Annotated in this window: 17 protein-coding genes and 2 tRNA genes; 5 read left to right on the top strand and 14 right to left on the bottom strand. The window is 54.3% G+C overall.

Annotated features, from left to right (window positions below; all coding sequences use genetic code 11):
- Positions 1 to 364: 364 nt before the first annotated feature.
- The 5 genes from CAMM_RS10185 to CAMM_RS10205 form a co-directional block, all read right to left on the bottom strand.
- Positions 365 to 988, bottom strand: coding sequence for an ATP-dependent Clp protease proteolytic subunit (locus tag CAMM_RS10185; RefSeq protein WP_003847281.1), 624 nt, complete (start codon positions 986 to 988; stop codon positions 365 to 367).
- A 21-nt stretch (positions 989 to 1009) separates the two neighbouring features.
- Complete coding sequence (locus CAMM_RS10190; RefSeq protein WP_003847280.1) at positions 1010 to 1609, bottom strand: ATP-dependent Clp protease proteolytic subunit; 600 nt, start codon at positions 1607 to 1609, stop codon at positions 1010 to 1012.
- Positions 1610 to 1917: 308 nt separating this feature from the next.
- Positions 1918 to 3312 (bottom strand): trigger factor, encoded by a 1395-nt coding sequence (gene tig, locus CAMM_RS10195; RefSeq protein WP_003847278.1) that lies wholly within the window; start codon positions 3310 to 3312, stop codon positions 1918 to 1920.
- Between the two features lie 144 nt (positions 3313 to 3456).
- A tRNA-Pro gene (locus CAMM_RS10200) sits at positions 3457 to 3530 on the bottom strand.
- A 405-nt stretch (positions 3531 to 3935) separates the two neighbouring features.
- Positions 3936 to 4010: transfer RNA gene (locus CAMM_RS10205), tRNA-Gly, on the bottom strand.
- Positions 4011 to 4272: 262 nt separating this feature from the next.
- Between CAMM_RS10205 and CAMM_RS10210 the strand changes: the two genes are divergently transcribed.
- Positions 4273 to 5094 carry a hypothetical protein gene (locus CAMM_RS10210; RefSeq protein WP_003847277.1) on the top strand — a complete coding sequence of 274 codons (822 nt, stop codon included), beginning with the start codon at positions 4273 to 4275 and terminating at the stop codon, positions 5092 to 5094.
- Positions 5095 to 5217: 123 nt separating this feature from the next.
- Complete coding sequence (locus CAMM_RS10215; protein WP_003847276.1) at positions 5218 to 6081, top strand: aldo/keto reductase; 864 nt, start codon at positions 5218 to 5220, stop codon at positions 6079 to 6081.
- Positions 6082 to 6172: 91 nt separating this feature from the next.
- Here CAMM_RS10215 and CAMM_RS10220 read toward each other — a convergent pair whose 3' ends face one another.
- Both CAMM_RS10220 and CAMM_RS10225 read right to left on the bottom strand, forming a co-directional pair.
- Positions 6173 to 6655, bottom strand: coding sequence for a ribose-5-phosphate isomerase (locus CAMM_RS10220; RefSeq protein ID WP_040355444.1), 483 nt, complete (start codon positions 6653 to 6655; stop codon positions 6173 to 6175).
- 94 nt (positions 6656 to 6749) lie between these two features.
- The gene (locus CAMM_RS10225; RefSeq protein ID WP_040355395.1) at positions 6750 to 7379 is read right to left on the bottom strand and encodes a mycothiol-dependent nitroreductase Rv2466c family protein; all 630 of its coding nucleotides are present in this window, start codon (positions 7377 to 7379) and stop codon (positions 6750 to 6752) included.
- 89 nt (positions 7380 to 7468) lie between these two features.
- Here CAMM_RS10225 and pepN point away from each other — a divergent pair, with 89 nt between their 5' ends.
- Positions 7469 to 10021: an aminopeptidase N gene (pepN, locus tag CAMM_RS10230; protein ID WP_003847273.1), complete on the top strand. Its 2553-nt coding sequence runs from the start codon at positions 7469 to 7471 to the stop codon at positions 10019 to 10021.
- Positions 10022 to 10117: 96 nt separating this feature from the next.
- On the opposite strand, the gene CAMM_RS10235 is transcribed toward pepN, so the two are convergent.
- From CAMM_RS10235 to CAMM_RS10245, 3 genes are read right to left on the bottom strand one after another with little or no spacing between them, the layout of a single operon-like run.
- Positions 10118 to 10513 carry an SdpI family protein gene (locus CAMM_RS10235; protein ID WP_003847272.1) on the bottom strand — a complete coding sequence of 132 codons (396 nt, stop codon included), beginning with the start codon at positions 10511 to 10513 and terminating at the stop codon, positions 10118 to 10120.
- Between the two features lie 18 nt (positions 10514 to 10531).
- The gene (locus CAMM_RS10240; RefSeq protein ID WP_003847271.1) at positions 10532 to 11251 is read right to left on the bottom strand and encodes an SDR family oxidoreductase; all 720 of its coding nucleotides are present in this window, start codon (positions 11249 to 11251) and stop codon (positions 10532 to 10534) included.
- A 21-nt stretch (positions 11252 to 11272) separates the two neighbouring features.
- Positions 11273 to 12436 (bottom strand): cystathionine gamma-synthase, encoded by a 1164-nt coding sequence (locus CAMM_RS10245; RefSeq protein ID WP_003847270.1) that lies wholly within the window; start codon positions 12434 to 12436, stop codon positions 11273 to 11275.
- A gap of 328 nt (positions 12437 to 12764) precedes the next feature.
- Between CAMM_RS10245 and CAMM_RS10250 the strand changes: the two genes are divergently transcribed.
- Complete coding sequence (locus CAMM_RS10250; protein WP_003847267.1) at positions 12765 to 13817, top strand: mechanosensitive ion channel family protein; 1053 nt, start codon at positions 12765 to 12767, stop codon at positions 13815 to 13817.
- Positions 13807 to 14214 (top strand): globin, encoded by a 408-nt coding sequence (locus CAMM_RS10255; RefSeq protein WP_003847265.1) that lies wholly within the window; start codon positions 13807 to 13809, stop codon positions 14212 to 14214. Before CAMM_RS10250 ends, CAMM_RS10255 begins: the two co-directional genes overlap by 11 nt.
- Before the next feature lie 65 nt (positions 14215 to 14279).
- On the opposite strand, the gene ald is transcribed toward CAMM_RS10255, so the two are convergent.
- From ald to ettA, 4 genes are all read right to left on the bottom strand, one after another.
- Positions 14280 to 15365: an alanine dehydrogenase gene (gene ald, locus CAMM_RS10260; RefSeq protein ID WP_040355393.1), complete on the bottom strand. Its 1086-nt coding sequence runs from the start codon at positions 15363 to 15365 to the stop codon at positions 14280 to 14282.
- A 125-nt stretch (positions 15366 to 15490) separates the two neighbouring features.
- Entirely contained in the window at positions 15491 to 16165 is a 675-nt protein-coding gene (locus tag CAMM_RS10265; RefSeq protein ID WP_003847263.1) for a DUF8185 domain-containing protein, read from the bottom strand.
- A gap of 104 nt (positions 16166 to 16269) precedes the next feature.
- Positions 16270 to 16752 carry an acyl-CoA thioesterase gene (locus CAMM_RS10270; protein WP_003847262.1) on the bottom strand — a complete coding sequence of 161 codons (483 nt, stop codon included), beginning with the start codon at positions 16750 to 16752 and terminating at the stop codon, positions 16270 to 16272.
- Between the two features lie 196 nt (positions 16753 to 16948).
- Complete coding sequence (gene ettA / locus CAMM_RS10275; protein WP_003847261.1) at positions 16949 to 18619, bottom strand: energy-dependent translational throttle protein EttA; 1671 nt, start codon at positions 18617 to 18619, stop codon at positions 16949 to 16951.
- Positions 18620 to 18630: the final 11 nt, after the last annotated feature.

An 18630-nucleotide genomic window follows, 5' to 3' on the forward strand; every position in this document is an offset into this window, starting at 1 on the left:
CGAAATTATCCCCGATTAAGCAAACCTACTTCAAATGAAGATCGGGCATTTTGTGCTTGTGACTGCAGTAAACGCAATATTGTTCACGAGTAATTTTCTTCGTCCCCACCGTGCGAGTGACTCAAACTAGCCTCTCCACCCCCGACAATTAAGCACCCAACAAAGTGGTGTTTGTAGTGAAGTAAAGAACAAAGAGACTTTCGGGTCTACTTTCTCACTAGTTGGGATTTTACATGCTTTTCGTCCGGCTCTCCCGCGAAGGCGACGGCCATGTCGGTAAAACGACCAATGGGGATGGTTTATATAAACCATCCCCATCTATCAATGCCATAATGCTGTGCAATCAAACGCACGCACTGAGCAATTAGGCGTTGAGCTTGCGGTAATCAAAGACCTGGTCGATGATGCCGTATTCGACGGCTTCTTCGGCGGTCAGAATCTTGTCGCGGTCAGTATCAATACGAACCTGCTCAGCAGTACGGCCGGTGTGCTCAGCCAGAGTATTTTCCATCAGGCGACGCATGCGCTCAATCTCTGCTGCCTGAATCTCCAAGTCGGAAACCTGGCCCTGGGTGCCCTGGGTTGCTGGCTGGTGAATCAAGACGCGAGAGTTCGGAAGCGCTGCGCGCTTGCCGGGAGCACCTGCTGCAAGAAGGACAGCGGCAGCGGATGCAGCCTGTCCCAAGCACACAGTCTGTACATCAGGACGCACGTAGCGCATGGTGTCATAGATGGCCATCAACGCGGTGAACGAGCCACCTGGTGAGTTGATGTACATCGTGATGTCGCGGTCTGGGTCCATGCCCTCGAGGACGAGCAGCTGCGCCATGATGTCATTGGCGGAGGTGTCATCGACCTGAGTGCCGAGGAAGATAATTCGCTCTTCGAAGAGCTTCGAGTATGGGTTTGTTTCTTTCGTTCCCTGCGCGGACTGCTCAATAAATGACGGCAGTACGTAGCGGGATGAAGGCATCTTGAAGTTAGACATAATGAGTTTCTCCTTTATCCCTTAGTTGCTAATTGGTCCGGATGCAGCATCAATGACATGGTCGACGATGCCGTATTCCTTCGCCTGATCTGCAGTAAACCAGCGGTCACGGTCAGAGTCCTTGGTAATCTGCTCAAAGGTCTGTCCGGTGTGTTCTGCAATAAGTTCTGCCATCTCGCGCTTCGTCGCAGCAAACTGCTCCGCCTGAATTGCAATATCTGATGCAGTACCGCCAACACCAGCGGATGGCTGGTGCATCATGATGCGTGCGTGTGGCAGTGCAAAGCGCTTGCCTTTGGTGCCGCCAGAAAGCAGGAACTGGCCCATCGATGCCGCAAGGCCCATGCCGTAGGTGCGGATATCACAAGGCGAGTACTTCATGGTGTCGTAGATCGCCATGCCTGCGGTGACGGAACCGCCTGGGGAGTTAATGTAGAGCGAAATATCGCGAGTTGGATCCTCTGCGGAAAGTAGCAGGATCTGCGCGCACAGCTTGTTCGCAATCTCATCATCGACCTGGGTGCCCAAGAAGATGATGCGCTCACTAAGCAAGCGCTCGTAAACGCTGTCTCCCAGGTTCATACCTGCGCTCGGGGAGGTCATCTGAGGCTTGTCAGACATGGTTAATACTCCTTGTCAGTTCTAAATTTTATTCTTGGCATCAAAGAAACACTTCTTCAATGTCAATGGCACCTACCCTACTTAAACTTGGATTGTCCATGCGACAAAAATAGGGCTTGTTCGCTGATAGCGTTACCGCTCCTCGGAAAATAGCGCACGGAAGTTCAACAGGTCACACCACTGCCGATGCCGCCATGTCGCCAGTTGACCGACACGGTTTCACATTAGGTACTGCTTACAGATCGAAAAAGGACCTAGCACTCAAGCTAGGTCCTTCATCTCAATCAACTGCACATAATGCGCGCGATTTATGCCTCGTCGGTGGAGGTCTCTTCTGCCTTGGACTCATCCGCAGCGGTGTCTGCAGTGGAGTCGTTAGCGTCTTCTTCACCGAAGTACTGCTCAACGTCGACGGCGTTGCCTTCATCGTCCTTCGCTTCAACGCGGCAGATAGCAGCTGCAAGTGCCTTGCCACGACGAACGTCGGAGAACAGGTTGCCGATCTGACCGTTGGAGGAAATCTGCTGGATGAACTGGTTCGGGTCCATGCCGTAGGACTGAGCGGTGAACAGAATGTGGTCGCTCAGCTCCTGCTGGGATACCTCTGGCTCTTCAACATCAGCCAAGGTGTCCAGGAACAGCTGGGTGCGAACGGACTCTTCTGCAGACTCGCGAGATTCCTTATCGAATTCTTCACGGGTGGTGCCCTGTGCCTCGAGCAGGCGGGTCAGCGCAGCGTCGTCGTGTGCCATCTCGCCCAAGATCTGGTGCAGCTGAGCGTGAACCTGCTCATCGACAACCGACTGTGGAAGCTCGAAGGAAACCTCTGCCAAAGCAGCCTTGAGCACTTCGTCGCGAACAGCAACAGCCTGGTCGTTCTTCTTGGACTCTTCCAAGCCAGTCTTGGTGTTTTCGCGCAGCTCCTCGATGGTGTCGAACTCAGACGCCATCTGTGCAAATTCATCGTCGAGCTCAGGAAGCTTGCGCTCCTTGGTCTGCTGGACGTGAACCTTGATGGTGGCTTCCTTGTCCTTGTGCTCACCGGATTCGATGGTGGCGGAGAACTCGTTGTCCTCTTCGCTCTTCATGCCGCGCAGAGCGGTATCAAGGCCCTTGATCAAGTCATCATCGCCAACACGGTAGGACAAGCCCTCGGTGGAAACCTCAGAAACCTTTTCGCCATCAACTTCAGCGTCGATGTCGATGATTGCGAAGTCACCGGTCTTCAGCTTGCGCTTGGTGTCCTTGAGCTCACCAAAACGCTCCGCGAGTTCGTTGAGTTCGTTCTCAACGTCTTCATCCGAAACAGCCAAAGCTGGAACAGTAACGGAAATCTTAGAGAAGTCAGGGATTTCAATCTCTGGGCGAACATCAACCTCAGCGGTGAATTCAACGAAGTCGTTGTCTTCAACCTTAGGAATATCGATGTTTGGCTGGCCGATGACCTTGAGGTCATTTTCGTTCACTGCCTGCTCGTAGCGGGAAGGCAGCATGTCATTGACGACCTGCTCCAGCATTGCGCCGCGGCCGAAGCGCGCATCAATCAACTGGCGGGGAGCTTTACCCTTACGGAAACCCGGAATTTGTACCTGCTGCGCAATCGCAGAGTAAGCCTGGTCGATTTCCTTGTCGAGCTCAGCGAACGGAACGTTGACGGTGAGCTTGACGCGGGTGTCGCTCAGCTTGTCCACGGTAGTCTTCACGAGTATTTCTCCTGATTAGTAGTCTGCATTTACTAACTGCTGCAGTGTTTAGAAATTGTCAACTGCTTAATTTACCAAACGCCTTTTACAAACAGTAAAGGGGTCTGGGAAATCCTTTTGAAAAGGTTTCCCAGACCCCATACGTCGGGGCGACAGGATTTGAACCTGCGACCCCCTGCTCCCAAAGCAGGTGCGCTACCAAACTGCGCCACGCCCCGTATGTAGCCACCGGAGTTTGCCTCCGTGCTGCGTACGTTTGATAACTCTAGCCTAGGAAGTTTTAAAGCTACAAATCCGCCCCAGAAAAGACCACTCATTTTCCGATAAGAGCAGGTCAGCCGGTACCACGATTTCTTGCCGCGAACTTGGGAGCATCAACTTCTAACTGTATTCACCAGGAAATGCTCAGCAAATCAATACGTATGGCGTCGCCTGCTTGTCGATGGCTAGCCACTCACCGCTCTCTACTTGACCCTCATCACCAGCCGCCGTTATTCAAGATGATCCAGACACCATTTTTGGCATACAGGACTAAATCTGGGACTAGGCGAAGCTAAAGGGATTGAAGTAGGGATAGAAAAATACCGGCTCAACCATTCTTACTGGTTAAAGCCGGTGTTTACTGGAGGGAATGACGGGAATCGAACCCGCGTCTTCAGCTTGGAAGGCTGAGGTATTAGCCACTATACGACATTCCCATAACGCATCATTTTGATGTGCGTTAGATATCTTAACTGACGTAGTTATCTCATTCCAAAATGACCCCCACTTATTCCTTATTTGTCCCGGAAATCTCCTCACCAATCTCCGGTACTCCGGTTGCTGTGTCCCAGGCATCTGGATTGTTTGTACACCCGTGGCGCGGGCGAATGCTTTCTTTGTGCGCTGTGGAACTTTAAGCTGGTAGCAGACGTTGATCTAGACAGACAATAAAACAATTGTGGGAAGTGAACGCCAACTATGGAATTTCTATTAATTCTCGCTGTCCTCGGCGGCGGTGCCTGGTACATGTCTTCGAAGAATTCTAAAAAGAATGCCGAAGAACGGGAGCGCCGCGAATTCGCCGATGCGCACGCCGATGCGCAGCGTTGGACCGAGCGCCTTGGCGGCCAGGTGATGCAAATTTCTGGCACCGATAAAGCATCAACCCAGGCAATGGCTGATGCCTCCGAGCGCTTTACCGCCGCGAACTCCGCGCTGGCGCAGGCGACCTCCTCGAAGCAAGCAAAGCTTGCGCGAGAATCAGCGCTGGAGGGCATGCACTATGTAGCCGCTGCTCGAGAGATCATGGGTATGAATGCGGGCCCGGATCTTCCTCCCCTGGAGGGCCAACGCTCCGCTGGCAAGGTTACTGAAACGCGCACCGTGGAAGCAGAAGATGGTCAGACCATTACGGCTTCTCCTTATGCCTCGGAAGACACTCCGAATTACTACCCAGGCGGCACGGTTGCTGGACGTCCCGTTCCCGCCGGTTGGTACTCCCGCCCCTGGTGGGCAGATGCCATGGCCACTGGCGTGTGGATGATGGGCTATTCCATGATGTTCAACGCCATGTTTATGGGCATGGCTGGCGTGGGCTACTCCGGTGAAGCTGCGGCCGCTGGCGAAGTCGGTGATGCCGGTGGAGACATGGGCGACGGCGGCGATATGGGCGACGCTGGTGGAGATATGGGTGATGGCGGCGACATGGGTGACGGCGGTGGCCTGTTCGGAGGCGACGGTGGCGGCCTCTTCGGTGGCGAAGACGGCGGAGGCATCTTCGACTTCGGCTTTGACTTCTAGTAGTTAGAAATCGCCTCAATCCACCGCAGCGCTTTAGGGGTCAGTCCTAGTTCTACTCACAGACCGTGAGTCAGTCGGGACTGGCCCCTTTCTCATGCACAATTTCCGCGTATTCTCGATGTCATGAGCCAACAACACACAACTTCTGAATTTGATCCGTCGATCGTCCCGACCGTCACCCTCAATGACGGCAATACTATTCCGCAGCTCGGTTATGGTGTGTTCAAAATCGAGCCGGAAGAAACCGAGGAGATGGTCGCGGAGGCATTGAAGGTGGGCTACCGCCATATCGACACTGCCGCTGCCTATGGCAATGAGGAAGGCGTTGGGGCGGCCATCGCTAAGTCTGGCATTCCCCGGGAAGAGCTGTTTATTACCACCAAGCTGTGGAATGACCGCCATGAAGACGCCGAAGCAGCCCTGCAGGAATCCTTGGACAAACTAGGTCTGGACTACGTGGACCTGTACCTCATCCACTGGCCATCGACGCGAACCGGCAACTTCAAGGCCGCGTGGAAGTCCTTGGAAAATGCCCAAGAACAAGGCCTGGCTAAATCCATTGGTGTCGCGAACTTCACCGTGCAGAATCTGGAAGACCTATCGATGGTTTCCAAGGTCAGCCCCGCGGTCAATCAAATTGAGCTCCACCCCTACTTCGCGCGCTGGAAAGAAGTAGACGCTGGCCGCGTCCACGGCATCAAGGTGGAATCATGGGGTCCGCTGGGCCAAAACAAGACTGACCTGTTGGAAAACGAAGACATCGTGGCCGCTGCAGAAGCACATGGCAAAACCCCAGCGCAGGTTGTTTTGCGATGGCACCTACAAAATAATGTCATCGTCTTTCCTAAGACCGTGACTCCGGAGCGGATGCGCGAGAACTTCGATATTTTCGATTTCGAGCTTGACGATGACCAGATGCTGGCCATCAATAGCTTGGATGAGGGCGAGGACGGCCGCGTCGGTAATGATCCAGATGAGTTCAGCTAGAGCTTAAAACATCGAAAAGCATGTGCCCACGTTATTTCTTCTTTGAGGAAGAAACGACGCGGGCATAATTTATGTGGTTATTAGTTAAAGTTTAAGCCTCTGGTACTTCAGGCACCTCAGGTGCAATCTGGGTGCGCTCATATTCGGCCAAGATATCAATGCGGCGCTGGTGACGCTCTGCCTGTGACCATTCCTGGTCTAAGAAAGCATCCACGATAGCCAGTGCTTCTTCTGCCGAGTGCATGCGGCCACCAATGCCAATGAGCTGGGCATTGTTGTGCTCACGCGCCAGGCGTGCGGTCTCCGGTGACCATGCCAGGGCACAGCGTGCGCCCTTGACCTTATTAGCGGCGATCTGCTCGCCGTTGCCGGAGCCACCGAGGACGATACCCAATGACCCTGGGTCATTAACGGTGCACAGTGCGGCTTCAATACAAAAAGCTGGGTAGTCATCCTCAGCGTCATAAACATGTGCGCCACAGTCAATGACATCGTGGCCTTGGCTGGTCAGGTGTTCTTTAATAAGATTTTTGGTCTCGAACCCTGCATGGTCTGCTCCTAAGTAAACGCGCATGCCATCCATACTAACAATGGTTGGCATGCGCGTTGGTTCATGCAACAAAAATGCTGTGGGATCCCGCGTCAAGTGTTACGAGCTTCCCCTAGTTTTACTTGTTTTTGTTGCTGACCTGAGGGTTTTCGGTGCGGGAACGCTTGATCTCGAAGAAGTATGGGTACTGCGCCAAGCGGAATGCCGCATCGAAGATCTCGCCGGCTTCTTCACCGGTCGGAATGCGGGTAATGACTGGGCCAAAGAACGCAGTATCGCCTAGCTTCAGCACTGGGGTTCCTACCTCATCGCCCACGGAGTTGATGCCTTCATTGTGGAAAGCGCGCAGCTGCTCATCGACTTCTTCGGTATTGGCAACATCAGCGTAGGACGCATTCAAGCCGGTTTCTGCCAATGCTTCCTTAATCAGCTCATCATAAGCGCCAAAGTCGTGCTTGCCGCCTTGTTCTTCACCGTGCAGCTTGTTGCCAAGCGTGGTGTAAAGATCATCAACCTTGGCTGGTTCTTCGGTAGCTACCTTGGCAAAAACACGTGCTGGTCCCCACGCGGCTTTCATCATGTTGGCATAATCTTCGGGCAGGTCACGGCCGTCGTTGAGGACCGCAAGTGACATTGGTACGAATTCCACCTCAATATCGCGAACCTTTTCTACTTCCTTAATCCAGCGGGAAGTAGCCCACGCGAACGGGCATGTAACATCGAACCAAAATTTCACAGACTGAGACACTTATTAAACTCCTATGCATAAGATGAATATGTCGCCTTGTACAACAACCGAGCATATCCACAAATTCCAACCAAGGAGCATTACCGTATATGACCTCAGTAAACCTCACCCGCGATGAAGCATCGCACCGCTCTGACCTAATCGACGTCGCTCATTATGACGTGCAATTAGACCTGCGTGATGAGCAATATTTCACGTCGGTGACCACCGTAAACTTTCACGCCAAGCAACCAGGTTCTACGTTTATTGACCTGCGCGCGGATGAAATCATCGACGCCCGCCTCAACGGCATCCCCTTGCCATTGGATGCATACAACCCCACCTACGGCATCGCGTTGTCGGGGTTGGAACATGCCGAATACGAGCTCAAAGTCCACGCCAAGATCGCCTACTCGCGCACAGGCGAAGGCTTGCACCGCTTCGTTGATCCAGTAGACGACCAGGTGTATTTGTACACCCAGTTTGAAACAGCGGATGCCAAGCGCGTCTTTGCCTGCTTCGACCAGCCGGATATGAAGGCAACCTACTCGTTGACTTTCCACGCCCCGCAGGACTGGAAAATCATCACCAACTCCCCTGTCACCCGCGAGGGCAACACCTGGCGGGCAACCGTGGATACCCCGCTGTCGACATACCTCATCGCCCTGTGCGCTGGCCCCTACTACGAGGTCACCGATACCTGGCGCGGTGAATTGGTGGAGCATCCCGAAGGCCAGCCTGCAGCTCAGCTCGAAGTTCCTTTGGGCCTGTACTGCCGCGCATCGTTAGCAGAGCATCTCGATGCCGAGCGGTTGTTTACGGAAACCAAGCAAGGTTTTGATTTTTACCACGCCAATTTCGGCTTCGCGTATCCCTTTGGCAAGTATGACCAGATCTTCGTGCCCGAATTTAACGCCGGCGCGATGGAAAACGCTGGTTGCGTCACCATCCGTGATGAGTACGTCTTTTCCTCCCAGGCCACGCACTACATGTACGAGCGCCGCGCTGACACCATCTTGCACGAGCTCGCACACATGTGGTTCGGCGACTTGGTGACCATGCAGTGGTGGGATGACCTGTGGTTGAACGAGTCTTTTGCTACCTGGTCGGCTGCTATCTGCCAGGCAGAAAATACGGAATATGACACCGCGTGGGTCACCTTCGCCAACGTGGAAAAATCCTGGGCATACCAGCAGGATCAGCTGCCCACCACGCACCCGATTTCCACGGATGCCTCGGATATTGAAACCGTGGAGCAAAACTTTGACGGCATCACCTATGCCAAGGGCGCTTCGGTGCTCAAGCAGCTACAAGCTTATGTGGGTCGCGAGAACTTCTTCGCTGGCGTGCGCCGCCACTTCACCACCCACGCCTGGGGCAATGCCACCTTTGACGATCTCTTAGGACACTTGGAAGAAGCCTCGGGACGTGACTTGTCCTTCTGGGCCACGGAATGGTTAAAGACCACTGGGGTAAACACCTTGGCGGCCAAGACCGAGCAAGAAGGTGGCACCTACACCTCCTTCGCGGTGGTGCAGTCCGGTGATACCTTGCGCACCCACCGCGTTGCCGTGGGCTTGTACCGCACCGAGGGTGAGAAAGTCACTCGTTACAAGCGGGTTGAGGTGGATATCTCCGGTGAGCACACCGAGATTCCTGAGCTGGTAGGACAAGACGTCGCAGAGCTAGTTTTGCTTAACGATGATGACCTGACCTACACCCTGCTGGAATTTGACCCCTCCACCGTAGATTTCGTGGTCAACAACATTGATAAGATTTCCGACCCCATGGCGCGCACACTGTGCTGGTCCACCGCATGGGAGATGACGCGGGCTGGCACCATGCGCGCACGTGATTTCGCACAGCTGGTTGCCCGCGGTCTTCATGCAGAAACCGAGATGGGTGTCTTAGAGCGCATCACCAACCAGGCCATTACCGCCGTTGCGCGCTATGCCGACCCACAGTGGGCAGAGGATCACGGCTTCGCATTGCTTGCCGATGCCTTCTTGACCGAAGCAGCCGCCGCCGATGCCAACGGTGCTGATAACCGCGCGATTGTGTTCAAGCAGGCTCTTACCCGCATTGAGCTCAATGACGCTGCCCGCGATTACCTGGTTGACTTGCGCACTACTTCCGACGATAAGGCTTTGCGCTGGAAGGCTCTTGCTGCCTTGATTGCTAATGGCGCCATTGGTGCAGGAGAAGCAGGCGATTTCGATGAGGTCAAGAAGCTCGTGGCCGAAGAACTCGAAGCAGATAACACTGCATCGGGCTACCAGGCTTCCCTGCGGGCACTGGCGGCATTTAATTCTGATGAGAATAAACGCTCGGTCTGGGATGACATCATGTCGCTCTCCCTGTCCAACCTTGAGCTGCGCCATAAGCTCGAAGGTCTGACCATGGTGGGATCCGATAAGCACTTAGGCTTTGCGGTGGACGAATACTTCGCTAATGCCGAAAAGGTCTGGGATGCCGGTTCCACCGAGATTGCTCTGGGCACCGTCCAGGGACTGTACCCCGCCTGGAACGTGTCACAGGAGACCATCGACGCCACCGATAAATTCTTAGACAACCAGCTTCCTGCTGGCTTGCGTCGCGTTATCACCGAAGAGCGCGACCGCTTGGCACGCACCTTGCGCAACCGCGCTATCGACGCGCAATAGCTTTCAGCACTGCCTGACCAGCTCGAAGCCCCGAACCTCTTTCCTCGTGGAAGGTTCGGGGCTTAATGCTTGGGCGAAGTGTTTCGCACTTCGTCATCACGCCCCTGCAGAGTCCGCAGAGTCGGCAGGGTCAGCGGCGTGCTGCTGGCGGCGATGAATTCTTTGCGCAGACTCAACCACGCGGCCTTTTGCCGCCATGTACAACAAAGCAACCCACGTTATCGCGCACACAGTGACCATGAGGCTGATGGTCATATCTCTGCTGGGAATCAGCAGCAGGATTGCGCCTGCAATCTCAGCGCCTAAGCCGCCGACCATCACCACAAGACCACCAGCCGCGTGGCTTTCTTTCCACACGGCGGTGGATATTTGTGTTTCTTCGGTCCGAAAACCCCACGACGATCCAAGCTGCAGACGCCGCGTGCGCATTTGCCACCCGTTGTAGATAAACAACAGGCCGATGATAAACAGCGCAAAGGGAGGGATAATCACAACAATGCTTTCTGCGAATTATGCGCGATCGGCAAGCTCAATGCGCGGGCGCACCTGGACTTCGGTCAACTGCGTTGTCGGACCAGCATCCACCACCGCGCGAATAGCGCGTGCGACTTCTGCTGGCGCAATGACGTGGTCCGCATTGTAGTTATCGTTGAGTCCTTGCAGCATCGCGGTATCCGTTGGGCCCGGTGCGACGGTGCTGACACGAATATCCTGTTCAGATTTCCGTAAACCGTCCGCGAGCGCATACAGCGCGTGCTTGGTGGCCGCATAGACAACATTGCCGCCAAAGCCGCCGCGACCCGCGCCGGAGTTGATAAAGATGGCGGTGCCCTCAGCCTTGCGCAAACCTGGAAGTAGTACTCGGGTCAGCTCTGCTGGCACGTAGACGTTGAGCTCCATGTGCGCGCGCCAATCCTCGACTCGCGCTGAATCCACGGAAAGTGCATTCGCAATCGCCGCGGCGTGCACGAGCACATCCACGCGCTCTAAGGCGGGCAGGACGGAATCTAGAGCATCGAGCTCACTGGCTAGGTCGACGGCCACGGTGGTGACTGCGTCCCCGTGGGCAGCTGCTAATTCATCGAGCTTTGCTTGGTCTCGGCCCAGGGCATACACGTGGTGATCTGCCGCGAGGTTAGCAACAATTTCGACGCCCATGCCACCGGTAGCACCGGTAACCACGGCAACTTTTTCATCGGTTGGTATATCAGAAGTGCGTTGTTCAGTCATGCCTTCTACCCTAGCGGCGCGTTAGTCCAACGCGTCGAGTGCTTGCTCGAAATCGGCCAAGAGATCTTCGACTTCTTCGATGCCAATGGAAATGCGCACCAGATCTGCTGGCGGCACCAGCTCGGAGCCTTCTGCCGACACGTGCGTCATCTTCTCTGGGTGCTCAATCAAAGATTCCACACCACCGAGTGATTCAGCCAAACACACCAAGCGGGTATTCAGACATGCTTGACGAGCATGGTCTTCCTTGTGGAAACGCACCGACATCATGCCACCAAAGCCACGCATTTGCTTCGCGGCAATGTCATGACCGGGATGATCCGGCAAACCTGGGTAAAGCACTTCCTTGACCTCTGGGCGAGATTGCAGGTACTCGGCAATCTGCTGCGCGTTGCTGCAGTGGCGATCCATGCGTACCGCCAAGGTCTTGATACCGCGGGCGGTGAGGTAGGCATCGAAAGGCGAAGACACAGCACCGACGCAGCCTTGGAAGTACAGGAGGCGCTCATCTACTTCGGCATCATTGGTCACCACAGCACCGCCGAGGACATCGGAGTGTCCGCCGAGGTACTTCGTGGTGGAGTGCAAGACATAATCTGCACCCAAGGCCAATGGGTTTTGCAGGTACGGGGTCGCGAAGGTGTTATCGACAACGACCTGCGCGTGCTGCTTAATGGCCACAACACCTGCGATATCGGTAATCGTCAGCGCCGGGTTGGTGGGGGTCTCTAACCAAATCAGCTTGGTATTCGGACGGATTGCCGCCGCAACCGCATCCAAATCGGAGGTATCCACGATGGACAGCTCCACTCCCCACTCGCCGTAATCATTATTAAGCAAACGGTAGGTGCCGCCGTAGGCATCATTGCCCAGGATCACGTGGTCGCCAGGACGCACCAAGATGCGGATGAGAGCATCGGTAGCTGCCATGCCAGATGCAAAGACGCGTGCGTATTGGGCATCCTCTAAAGCAGCCAGGGTGTGCTCTAATGAGCGCACCGTTGGATTAGCCACGCGGCCATACTCAAAACCGCCGCGGAGGTCTGCGAGACCGTTTTGTTCAAAGGTGGTCGAGGCATAGATTGGAACGTTGATGGAGCCCATGTGTTCATCTGGTTCCCAACCTGCGTGGATAGCGCGGGAATTGAACCCACTTGCAAGCTCGCGCTTGGATTTTCCAGACATTTACACAATCCTCCAGCAATCTTATTGTGAATTTTAAAATGGGCTTTGCCATTCCGAACAGTGCCCACTATAGACCAAGCTGTTCACTTTCTATGACTATCGCGCGAATATTATTCACACCACACGGTGCCGTTGAATTTTAATTACTCACAGCGCGTTCGAATTCCCGCTGGGCAGGGCGGATTCGGCCTGCGCACACAGGAAAGTATAAGGCTAGGTTATTAGCATCGGTCAGTACGAAACATTAAAAATAGCGACCGACTAGTTGTCGACGTTTATCCATGACAAAGCGCCAACTTGGCCGGTTTAACCCTGAAAGCGAAAGGTTGTGATCATTCTGAATAAATTTTCCTCACTTGCAGATATAACGACGCTCGCCGCGGCCCCTACTACTCCCGGTGATGCCGTGAAGGATGTCTCCAGCTGGTGGTCGGATCCAAACACCAGAGAGTGGCTCATTAATCGCCCCATTGCCATCGGCATCATTATTGTTGTTGCCTTAATTTTGCAGTGGATCTTGCGACGCGTGATCAATAAGTTGGCTCAATCTTCTATTGAAAAGAAGGGATCGCGCTCAAATCCCATTAGTAAAATAGGGATACCCGGCGCGAATAATAAAAAACAAAAAGCGAAGCAGGAAAAGCAACTTCAATCCATCGATAAGTCGCGGGAGAATCGACGCGTTTCGCGCATTAAGACGCTCGCTAATGTGGCTCGTTCCGCCTCCGCGATTGTGGTGTGGGCCTGGGCAGTACTCGCAATCTTGGACCAAGTTGGAGTCAACATTGCTCCTTTGATTGCTTCCGCTGGTGTTTTGGGTGTCGCACTTGGTTTTGGTGCACAGTCCTTGGTCAAGGATTTTCTTTCTGGCATTTTCATGCTCTTGGAAGACCAATACGGCATTGGTGACACGATTGATTTAGGCGATGGCGTCTTTGGCGACGTCGAAGAAATTACCCTGCGCATTACGACGGTCCGGGATATGGATGGTGCCCTGTGGTACATCCGCAACGGCGAGATTCTCCAGGTCGCTAACCACTCCGATGAATTCTCGGTAGCACGTATCCAGGTTCCTGTGGGCTTGTCCAATGACACAGAAAAGGCCTATGAGGTCATTGAAAATAGTGTGCGCGCAGCTGCTAAGACCCCTGAGGTTTCTGGCTTGATTCTAGATGAACCAGTGGTCAACGGCGTCACAGATTTCCAACCGGACTACCTGTCCTTCCGTGCCTCCGTAAAGACTCTTCCGGGTTCACAATGGCAAGTCCAGCGCATCTTGCAAGGTCGCGTGCTTAACTCAATGCATGATGCCGGCATTGTTACCCCTTACCCGTATGGTATTGGTATCACTGCCCCACAGATGACGAAGGATGAGGAATAGTCCCGTGACGAGCCCCAGCAGCGTTTATGAGGCGATTGGCGGCATGCCGACATTTCGCAACATTGTCTCCGGCTTCTACGCCCAAGTGCCGAAAGATGACATTCTTGGTCCGATGTACCCGGACGATGACATGGCCGGGGCTGAGGATCGCCTCGCGTGGTTCCTCTCCCAGTACTGGGGCGGACCACCGCTGTTTAATGAAAACCGTGGCTCACCACGGATGCGGATGCGCCATATGAATTTCCCGATTGATATGGCCGCGCATGATCGCTGGTTGGAGTTGATGAGCAACTCTTTAGACCAAATTGATGAAGAAACCCTTCCGCAGGCATATCGCCAAATGATTTGGCAGCATATGCAGCGAATGGCTGGGATGCTCATTAATAAAGCTCCCTAAAAGAATTCGCTAGCTAGCAAGAAGCAGGAGCCGGACTTTCCCGTCTCCTGCTTTTTACTTTCTTACTAGAGGTTTAGAGCCTGGCGCACTGGCTCCGAGTGCAGCTCACCGTCGCGGGTCATCAGCCCATTTCGCAAACCAGGGATGCGCTCAAACGCCTCGTCGACACCCTTGGCAGCAATCTCGCGCACATAGCGCAGCGTCGCGGTCGTCAGCGCGCGCGTGGAGGTATTTGCCACCGCACCGGGCATATTGGCAACGCAATAAAACACCTTGCCGTGAAGGTTAAACGTTGGGTCATCGTGTGAGGTCTTTTGTGAATTTTCAAAACAGCCGCCTTGGTCAATGGCGACATCCACCAGCACGGCACCAGGCTTCATATCTTTGACCATGTCCTCGGTGACCAGTTTCGGCGCTGCTGCACCGGGGATGAGCACCGCACCAATGACGAGGTCTGCCTCGAGAAGCTCTTCAGCAATGGTGACCGGGTCAGAGATCTGGGTCCGGACCCGGCCCTGGTACTGCTCATCGATGTGTTGCAGCACCTGCGGGTCCAAGTCCAATACCGTGACCTCAGCGTGCAAGCCAGCAGCCATCGCCACGGCAGACGCACCTACTTGGCCACCACCAATAACAACCACGCGAGCTGGCTTGGTTCCGGGCACACCTGGCAGGAGCACACCGCGGCCGCCTTCGGTGGACTTGAGATGATACGAGCCCTCAATGACTGCTAGTCGCCCTGCAACCTGAGACATAGGGGTCAACAACGGCAAGCCGCCATTTTTATCCGTCACGGTCTCATATGCGAGCGCGGTACAACCGGAATCCATCAATGCCTGGGTCAGCGATTTAGATGCAGCCAAGTGCAGATAGGTAAACAGCACCAAGTCCTTGTGCAGGTACTTGTATTCTTCTTCCAGCGGTTCTTTGATCTTAAGAATCAAATCTGCTGATTCCCACGCCTCTTGCGCGGAATCGACAACATTGGCACCGGCTTGCTGGTATTCCTCATCATAGAAGTTCGCGCCGGCTCCTGCGCCGGCCTGAAAAAAGACTTCGTGTCCGTCCTGAACCAATGAGCTGACTGACGCAGGGGTGGCGGCCACGCGGCTTTCTCGGTTCATAATTTCTGCGGGAATACCAATGCGCATGTCGTGCCTTTCTACGAGTAGGAGCTTGTTTTCTATCAAGCTATCGGTACAAGCCTACTCGGAAGCACTCCAATTCGAAGCTTTTTTACAAAGCAGTCACCCTAATCGTTGCTTTCTAGCACGAATTAAAACAGCGACAGGCGGTTGGAATGATAAACCGAGCCAAAGGGGGCATCGAGGCGTACCCATCGCCCAAGGCCAGCAATGCGCAAATGACGCGGTACGTCCATGGGCGCAGCGAAGTTCGGGATAAAACCTAAGTTGGTGCAGGCAAAGATCATCCGCATGGGGATTTCAACGCTCGTCTCACCTGATTCAGCGGTAATTACCGTTTGGTTCATCAGCCCTTGCGGTGGGCCCATGGGACCGGAGAACTGGCGGGTGAGCTTTTGTCCTTCATCGGCGAGATGACGCGCCACATCGACAGGCAAATTATCAATGAGCTTAAACCCAGTCGCTGGAGGCAATGCGCCGGGCCAGGACGGATCACGAGGACGTCCAAGGTTAAGTTCCACCGGCGCTTCCGCAGTAGCCGATGCAAAGTCAGTGGCATTAAGCGCTGCCAACATGGTGTCTGCTCCCACCACTGCCCCATCGCGGCTGACAGTTCCCTGCAGTCGGCGCGCTGCCACCACTTCAAAAGGTGTGGTGGCAAAAACATCGACTACCGGTGGTTGCCCATCCGATCCATCGGATAATTGCCGCAAACGCACCATGGCCGAGGCATCAATGCCCGTCACGCGAGCGAGAAAAGAAACCATTCCCGCGCCGCCGCCGTACAGCATCAATATTTCATCCATGGTGCGTCTCCTAAAGTCCAATTGTGGGTAAGTAAATGAGCTACTGCGGGCGGTGCCCGAGCACGCTACTTCCCTTCCGACTCTAGCCCGCTGAGGGAATGTAGTTAGTCGTCGTAACCGATTTCACCCAAGCCCACGTCGGAGCCAGCAGCAGCGTGCTCGGCTTCATCATCGTGGGTTCGCCCGATATTGAGCAAAATATCGCGTTCTTGTTCAGTCAAAGAGCGCGGAATTTGGGTTTCAAGGTCAATGGCAACCTGGACGCATTCCACTACACATGCGGTGCGACCATGCTTATCTTTGATTTCTTGGCGCGTCACGAAAGAGGTGTTGCCCACTTCAACAACTTGTGATTCCACAAGTAGCTGCGCGTTGCCTTCCGGTTCAATCGGCTTGCGGAAGTCCACATCGAGGTGGCGGACAAAGGCAGCAAAATCAATATCTTGTGAATAGAAATTATCTTCTGCAAAAGCCAGGCGCGCTTCCTGGGCAATTTCCACATAGTTGGCATTCATAATGTGGCCATAGCGGTCAAAATCAGACCAGCGAACCGGAATGTAGTACGTGTGGATGGAATCTGAAGCCATAAGGCGGCAATACTCCTTGGTTTATTTCCCAGTTGAACCAGCGCAGGAATACCCCACAACTGGCGCTAACCTGGTCAAATCATAAAATTAATAGGTCATATTAAACAAGAGGCGATAGCACACGGTCTTCGTGCACTATCGCGTCCAGTCTATCGAGGTTATGCGTGGTGGAGAATTATTTCCCCACCACACCACATTAACGAGTCAGCTTGCGGTGGGTCACACGGGAAGGACGAGCGGCTTCTTCACCGAGGCGCTCAATCTTGTTCTTCTCGTAGTCGCCGAAGTTGCCCTCGAACCAGTACCACTGGCCTTCTTCGATGTTGCCTTCCCACGCAAGAATGTGGGTACAGGTGCGGTCTAGGAACCAGCGGTCGTGAGAAATGACCACGGCACAGCCAGGGAACTTCTCTAGCGCATTTTCCAATGAACCCAGGGTTTCTACGTCCAAGTCGTTAGTAGGCTCATCGAGGAGGATCAGGTTGCCGCCCTCTTTCAGCGTCAGCGCCAAGTTCAAACGGTTGCGCTCACCACCGGAGAGTACCTTCGATGGCTTTTGCTGGTCTGGTCCCTTGAAGCCGAAAGCAGACAGGTAAGCGCGCGATGGCATCTCATTTTGGCCGACGTGAATGTAGTCCAGGCCTTCCGAGACAACTTCCCACACCGTTGCTTCGGGATCGATGTTCGCACGGTTCTGGTCCACATACGACAGCTTGACGGTGTCGCCAACCTCCACGGTGCCGGAATCTGGATCTTCCAAGCCCACGATGGTCTTAAACAAGGTGGTCTTACCTACACCGTTCGGGCCAATAACGCCGACGATGCCGTTACGCGGCAAGGTAAAGGACAAATCCTTAATCAGGACACGGTCATCGAAGCCCTTGGTCAGGTTCTTGGCTTCAACAACCTTGTTACCCAAGCGTGGCGGAGTAGGAATCTGGATTTCTTCAAAGTCCAGCTTCTTGTACTGCTCAGCCTCAGCCGCCATTTCTTCGTAGCGTTCCAGACGAGCCTTGTTCTTTGCCTGACGTGCCTTCGCACCAGAGCGAACCCATGCGAGTTCATCCTTCAGGCGCTTGCGCAGCTTGGCGTCCTTCTTGCCAGCAACCTCGAGGCGCTCAGCCTTCTTCTCCAGGTAGGTGGAGTAGTTGCCCTCGTATGGGTACAGCTTGCCGCGGTCAACCTCACAGATCCAGCCAGCGACGTGGTCGAGGAAGTAACGGTCGTGTGTGACGGCCAAGACAGCGCCAGGGTAGTTTTCCAGGTGCTTTTCCAACCACTGCACGGACTCAGCATCCAAGTGGTTAGTAGGCTCATCGAGCAGCAGCAGGTCTGGCTCGCTCAGCAGCAACTTGGCCAAGGCCACGCGGCGACGCTCACCACCGGAAAGCTGGGTTACCGGGGCATCGGAAGGCGGGCAGCGCAATGCTTCCATTGCCTGCTCAATCTTGGAGTCAACTTCCCATGCATCGGCTGCGTCGAGTTCTTCCTGCAGCTTGCCCATTTCGTCCATGAGCTCATCGGTGTAGTTGGTGGCCATTTCTTCGGCGATGGCTTCAAAGCGCTGCTTCTTTTCGAAGATCTCACCGAGACCTTCTTCAACGTTTTCGCGCACCGTCTTTTCTTCATTCAGCGGTGGTTCCTGCTGCAAGATGCCAACGGTGGCACCGGGATCCAAGAAGGCTTCGCCATTGGAAGGCTGGTCAAGACCAGCCATAATCTTCAGAATTGAAGACTTACCCGCGCCGTTGGGACCTACAACACCAATCTTTGCGCCTGGGTAGAAAGCCATGGTGACATTGTCCAAAATGACCTTGTCGCCGATGGCTTTACGCACGTTTTTCATCGTATAGATGAACTCGCCCATGTCACTCCCTA

It is taken from the genome of Corynebacterium ammoniagenes DSM 20306 (genome assembly GCF_001941425.1).
Lineage (GTDB): Bacteria > Actinomycetota > Actinomycetes > Mycobacteriales > Mycobacteriaceae > Corynebacterium > Corynebacterium ammoniagenes.